General features: G+C 42.5%; 4 protein-coding genes. All 4 read right to left on the bottom strand.

The genetic code is table 11. From position 1 onward, the window contains the following. The coding region (locus ACG95_RS14730) for a DUF6711 family protein (protein WP_337588704.1) at positions 1-192 on the bottom strand (192 nt) is incomplete at its 3' end. A gap of 13 nt (positions 193-205) precedes the next feature. Beyond that, the gene (locus tag ACG95_RS04820; RefSeq protein ID WP_047999422.1) at positions 206-5,902 is read right to left on the bottom strand and encodes a tail protein; all 5,697 of its coding nucleotides are present in this window, start codon (positions 5,900-5,902) and stop codon (positions 206-208) included. 15 nt (positions 5,903-5,917) lie between these two features. Continuing rightward, positions 5,918-6,238, bottom strand: a complete 321-nt coding sequence (locus ACG95_RS04815; RefSeq protein WP_047999421.1) for a hypothetical protein — start codon at positions 6,236-6,238, stop codon at positions 5,918-5,920. A gap of 47 nt (positions 6,239-6,285) precedes the next feature. Continuing rightward, positions 6,286-6,687, bottom strand: coding sequence for a DUF6096 family protein (locus ACG95_RS04810; RefSeq protein ID WP_047999420.1), 402 nt, complete (start codon positions 6,685-6,687; stop codon positions 6,286-6,288). Positions 6,688-6,734 lie beyond the last annotated feature (47 nt).

The raw sequence follows: 6,734 nt of genomic DNA, 5'->3' as shown, positions 1-6,734 counted from the left end.
CAAAATTGCACTATTTTCAGCCAATGTTAACGGCCCCCACTTAATTGTGAGCTTTCGTTTAATAGCCACTCGGTCACGATGTAACAGTCCGTTGGCATCACGGGACGCCTTTGCATCAATATCCTGTATTGCTACTTCAAGGGACTGTGGTGTCTTAACCACTGTCCCACCAATTTTCAGTGAGTACGTCAATCGTAATCATCTCCTATAATCTCAGCATGTTTCTGCCATTCTTTTGATTTACTGCATTAATACCTTTCACAGCAGCAGCGCCAAAGTCTTCTCCGGCTACATTCACATCAACATGAATATCAATTGGTTGCGAACTGGTTTGTCCACTACCAGAGTTAGCCATTTGCAAGCCTTGTAACAATGCATTAACGATGTTTGAACCAAGCTCATTAATACCACCACTGTTAACGCTTTGAGCATTAGTATTACCTGATTGGCTTCCTAAACCACTTAAATCCGCTGACTGTGCTGATAATACTGTTGGCATCTGTAATCCATCACCAAACGTCTTACCCATAAAGCTCATTGCTTGCTGGATCAATTGCATAGAACGTGGTACATCCGTCAGCGGTAAAATCATTTCGGTCTTGCCGCCCTCAAACAATGGATATAACCCTTCTTCGTTACCAAGACCACCAGTTTCATAACCATGTCCATTTCCAAGGAATCCTAACGCCGAACCATACGTTGCCTTTGCATAGTGCAGACCTGCTAAGATATTGTCATAGCCATTGAAAATCTGTTTATGTCCGCTAAAAGCGTTAGCGTTAAAAGTACTACGTTTTGTCTGCATCAAACCAAGTGCTGGACCACTACCATCACCATCTGGGTCGGCTCCCGGTTGTCTTGCCGTTGGATTACCGCCGGATTCTGTATTAATCTGCCGTAATATCTTAGCAATCATTGCATCACTAGTACTCAGTCCGTTAGCTGATAAACCTTTACGAACATAACTGCGCCAACGATTGACCGAACTACCATCCGGATTGCCTAGACTACCACCAGCATCACTACTAAACTTCTTAAGAATGCTACTAATCCAACTTTTTGCACTGTCAACGCTATAATCAGTAATACCCTTAGCCACATCTAACGGATAACCATCAAGATTTGAATACTTCACAAACTTATTCATAGCGGTCTTCAATACTTTTTCAGGATGAGTAAAGTCATCCCACATATCTTCGGCAGTATCTTTCACGCCATCAACAAAACTGCTGACACCACTGCCAATTCCACTGAATAGATTGCTAAAATCAGGCATTTTGAGATTTGTTAAGCTTGAAAAATCAAAGTTGAAATCTCCAATCCCGCCAGCATAGTGCGGTAACATTCCTTGGACCTTTTGTGCTGTCTGAGTTGCGTTTAAAATCTGGGTGCCTTTAGGCAAATTAACCATCATATTACGAACTTTGGGGAACATTCCCGTACGCCCATTAGGTAGTTTGTAAGCTTCTTGGTAAGTATTGCCTGCCTGATCATTAACAATTGCTGGTCCACCTAAGTGATTACCACCACGAGCAAAGTGAGGTGGCGTCCAATCTACCATTTTTTTTGCTTCACTTGTAGCATGAAGATGATTAAGAATCCACTTTATACCGTGAATGACGCCGTTTACAGCACTACCGATAGTGCCAACAATTGCATTAGCAATATCAGCAGACCCTTTCTTAACATTACGCCAACCAGATGACAGGCCGCCACCAATCTTTCCACCTAAGCCACCGGCCCATTTAGAAATGGTCTTACCAGTATCACCACGGAAAGCAGCTACCCAGCCACCTAATATTGTACCTGCCTTAACTGCCGCGGTTCTGGACTTACCCATACCGGAATTCGTTTTAGATCCTAGACCTGCTGCCCAATTAGATATCGTTCTACTGGAAGCATTTCTAAAGTCAGAAGTCCATGTGCCTAACTTGCCACCGGCTTCTTTAGCCAGCCTTTTACCATCCTCAATCTTTTTATTGATATTCTTACCGTGTTCAGACGCCCAAGTATTGATTCGTTTCTTAGTAGGTGCTAAAAACTCAGAACTCCAATCACCAATCTTATTACCGGCCTTTTTAGCTGCCGCTTTTCCGTTTTCTATCTTGGTGTTTACATCTTTACCAACATTGGACGCCCAGCTATTAATGGTCTTCTTATGCCCTGCAATAAAGTCAGAAGTCCATGTGCCAATCTTATTACCAGCAGTTTTAAACGTTTTCTGAGCACTTGAAATATGCTTATCAACATCTTTACCAACGCCTTTTGCCCAGTCCGAAGCTTTACCCGGCAACGTAGACGCCCATTTAACAATACTCTTTCCAGTCTTAGTATCTTTTAAGAACCACGTGTTAATGCCAAGGACTGGATTGATAATGAATGCGCCAATAGTCTGCCAGTTTTTCTTGACCCAATCAATTGTATCGCCAAACCATTTTGTAATATCGGTCCAAATGCCATTACAGAAATCTCTAAATGGTTTACTGTGCTTGTACAGAAGGACAAAACCAGCTACCAAAGCAGCAATAGCCGTAACCACCAACCCAATCGGATTAGCATCCATTGCAGCATCCAATATAGCTTGTCCAGCCGCGGCTAGCTTAGACCAAACTGACCAGCTTTTGAGTGCTTTCCAGCCATCTGCAAGTGCAGTAGCATAGTCAGACCATTTCATCTTTGCCAATGACCATAAAGTTTTAACATTAGCAACGCCTTCTTCTAATTTATCAATCCCAGTAATTCCTTTGAAGAAGTCTTTCAACACATTACCTTTACCACCAAGGATAACAGCTTTATTTGCAAGTTGACAAAGCAATCCGATACCATTGCTTAATCCGGTCATCGTAACTTTGAACGCAAACATGGTAATCAATACCTTTGCCATTGCTTCAACTGCTTTATGGTGCTTATCTACCCAATCAGAAACACCGCTTAATGCGTCAGCTAGTTTCTTAAGCATGTCAATGATCACACCGCCAGTCCACTTGGCAATTGGCTGCAAAAAAGAATCCCACAACCATTTGAATGCTGGAGTAGCTGCCTGAATAATGCTGTGTACCAACTTAAGTGCTGCTGCAAAAGCATTGAAGAACGCTGGAATAAGATTAGTAATCGTATACTTTGCTAACGGTAGCAAAATGTTCTGATAGCCCCAATCAAGCCCATTCCAGACATCCTTAACCACTGGACGAATAGCCTTAAGCAAACCATCAATTGAGCTTAACAACGGTGTGAAATCAAGCTTCTGAGCCCATGTAACTGTGGCACCAGACATATCTTTCAATGCTCCAAGCATGTCGTTAACCATGCCTAGCAACGTCTTGAAAATAGATGAACCAACACCACCGTGTGTCCACGCTTTATCAAATTGCCCTGCTAGAGCACCAATCGTATTAAAGATATTAGTAAATATTTTGAAGAGATTAGAAGCAATCTGCTCACCGGCACCACTATTCCATGCATCTCTAAACGCTACCGCAATGTTATTAAGAACTTTAATAACCTCGTTGAGCATATTTAGAATCGACTGAATAAGTTTCGTACCAGTATTACCATGCGTCCAAGCATTATCAAACGCCTTAGCAATGTCCCCAATAATCCGTGCAATGTTTGTGGCCAAATTAATCAGATTGGCAAATATACGTTCACCTAAACTGCCACCGTTCCATGCATCACGGAATGATGTCGCAATATCATGAATCAACTTCAAAACATCATTCAACGAGTTAAAGATGACTTGAATCAATCGAGTGCCGCGACCACCGCCACCTTCCCATGCTTGCGAGAAGGCTTTGCCAATATCACCAACAATATTTAGCATGTCTGCCAACAATTGTAGAATATTCTCGACAGTCTTTTGCCCGGTGCCATTATCCCAAACATGCATAAATGACTTGCCAACATCTTCGAGGGCACGTTTAACTTCTTTCCATGCATACTGGGCAGCATCAACCACAGCTTTTCCTTTAGAATCCCAAGCGGCTTTCATTGGATCAAACAGCTCTCCTAAAATCTTCTGCAATTTTTTGGCAGCATCAGTAGCACTACCCATCACATTCATAGGAGTATTAAAGTCTAGTCCATCATCGCCGGAATCTGTGCCGTCAGTGCTTTGTAAATCTTTCCCCTCTGGCGTCGCTTGTTTATCTTGCGCCGTAAAGGTCTCATGCGGCTGCTTATCGTATGAAGAACTGCTGTCATTATTGTTGCTATCCAAAACGTTCAATTCATCAAAGCCCATCAAGGATTGCATCAATTCTTGATTTTTCTTCTTCGTAGCTTCCATTGCGGCTTGAGCCTTTTTATTAGCCACATCAATTTGTGCATTAGTAGCCTTTACTTGGGCTGCGCCCTGTTTGTTAGCCGCTACAATCTGTGCATTAGCTTCGCGCACTGATTTAGCTTGGGCTGCGTTTTGCTTTCTGATTTCCTCATTGGCCTTCTTAACAGACGCTGAGGCTTTACTAGAAGCACTGGCCGTATCGTTCATTGCCTTAGACTGTTCATACAATCCTTGGGCACCTTGTCGAGCTTTAGAATAGCTCATGCCCGTTAATGCTGATGAGACCTGTGCTAGCCATGATGTTGCCTTAGACAAGGCTGACATCAACGCGTTAACGGCAGGTAAAACGAAATTATAAATTGGATAGAACGCCGTTAACAGATTAACCTTGATTTGATTCAGACTGCTAGCAAACTGTGAATTAGTCTTAAACGCTGTCAGCATACCCGAAGCCAATTGCGTTAATCCTTGATAAAGCAATCCAAACACAATCAACTGTGACGGCAAATATCTTAATTGCTGAACAATCCCGCCCATGGATGAGCTAGCACGTTTAGCGCTTGAAGACGCCTTATCCATTGAAGAGCTGCTACTGTTACCAAAACTACGCATCCGATTAGTTGCGTTCTGAATGCTACTACCCATTCGACTAAACCAATTAGAGGGTCCTTTTCCAGCACCAGAAGACTCATTGGTAGCAGTCTTTGCAGCATTACCATAACGGCTCATCTGACTAGCGGATTTACTAGCAGCCGCACCAGATTCCCCCATTTCAGTATTAAGCTTAGCAACTACTGATTTAAGTTCATCTCCGCGATCAGATACATAAGCATAGGACTTGTTAAGTTCATCATTAGAATTGATAAGCTTGTTCATTTTATCCCGCGTACTCATGATTGATTTTTCAAGCGCGGTGCTTTGTTTAGTTAGCCGGTCACTAGCTCCCATTGTTTTTATGGAGTCTTGGACATCTCGGTTTGAGCTTTCCAACGCTTTCAACTGACGCCGATAAGTTTCAATCTTAGCTTCGTTCTGATCCATTGCCTTAGCAATCTGTTTAAGCGAGGTTGGCACCTCATTAAATTCACTTCGCATTGATTGAGCTAAAGCTTTTGCTTGATTCTGATAACGTGTCATTTGAGCCTGTGCCGTTGCTATCTGACTATCAAACTTCACACCTTCAGTACCGCTCTGTTGAGCACTACCCAACGAACTTTTACGATTCATCAAGTCACGCATCTTCGCCTGAGCAGCGCGGGCTTGATTCATTTTTGAATTGATTTCAGACAACATCGATTCAAGGTCTTGCTTAACCTTGGTCCGACTACCACTAAACATCTTGCTGGTAGCCTGACCAACTTTAGCCGATCCATTGGACGCAACGCTACTCATCTTCTCAAACGTACCGCCAAGTGTTTCGTTAAGCTTAGTCAACTGTTCTTTAATGGCTTGAACACCCTTGGACATGTTCATAGACTCTTCAGTCTTCTCCATACCAGCTTTAGCACTATCCGCGGTCTTACCCATGAATTTATCGATCATTGGTTGAATCTTAGCAAATTGTGCTTCCATTTGTTCGGTATTGACTTTAAACAGCACTTCAAGTTCTTCTAATTCCACGTTAATCCCTCCTCTCTATGTATTCTTTAGTTTCCGTAACTCTTTAATCTTTTGTGCCTGTTGCATTAATTCAGCTTGGTCAGCTTGCCATTCAGGTACCGGCTCAACTTGCTTAGGTGCAGTGATCTTAACAAACGGATATGCCTCTTCCACCTTTGGCATTTTACTAGGGTCATTAAACGCATACGCCATCATCTCAGCTTGCTTATGGTCCATCATTGCCCGCATCCGCATGTTTTCCATTCGCTTATGATTGTTAGCAATGATTTGGACCATGATTTCGCCAAAATCAAGTTCCCAAAAGTGATCAGCATCAATCCCAGACTGAACGGCCATCGGATAGATTGCCTGTAGCAGGTCTGAAATAGTTTCGTATTTATCTTCTACAATGTTGAGTCCTGATCCGTCATGTCGTTGTCGAGCGTTACTTCCGATTCCATACTCGTCTTCGAAGCCGAATCCGTCTTGCCGAAAAAACCTGATTCTTGGAATAAATCAGTTAATACACCGAATAAGTCCATTGGCGCATGTCCTTCATCGAAATACTTTTCAAAGGCTTTGAAAATATCCATATCCGTAACGCCATGAGCTTGATTAGTACCTTGTAATACAATCAACATTTCATTCAATGGTGGTAATTTCATCCCGCCGTCTGCACTCATAAACAGTGACATCATTGACTTACCTAATCGCTTTTCAACATTTAAAATATTCCGTGCCGTTACCTTTAGTTCTAGCTGTGTTCCGCCTAAATCAAATTTCTTAGTTGCTTGTTTCGTTGTCATTATAATTCCTCCATTATTTTGAATAATCGTTTCATATCCACCCGCAG

The organism is Lactiplantibacillus herbarum (assembly GCF_001039045.1).
In the GTDB taxonomy this organism is placed as follows: domain Bacteria; phylum Bacillota; class Bacilli; order Lactobacillales; family Lactobacillaceae; genus Lactiplantibacillus; species Lactiplantibacillus herbarum.
This window is presented reverse-complemented; position numbering and strand designations above follow the sequence as displayed.

Bases quoted from the DNA above. Each gene is read 5' to 3' on its own strand.
- ACG95_RS04810 (WP_047999420.1), bottom strand. From the start codon at position 6,687: ATGACAACGAAACAAGCAACTAAGAAATTTGATTTAGGCGGAACACAG.
- ACG95_RS04815 (WP_047999421.1), bottom strand. From the start codon at position 6,238: ATGGCCGTTCAGTCTGGGATTGATGCTGATCACTTTTGGGAACTTGAT.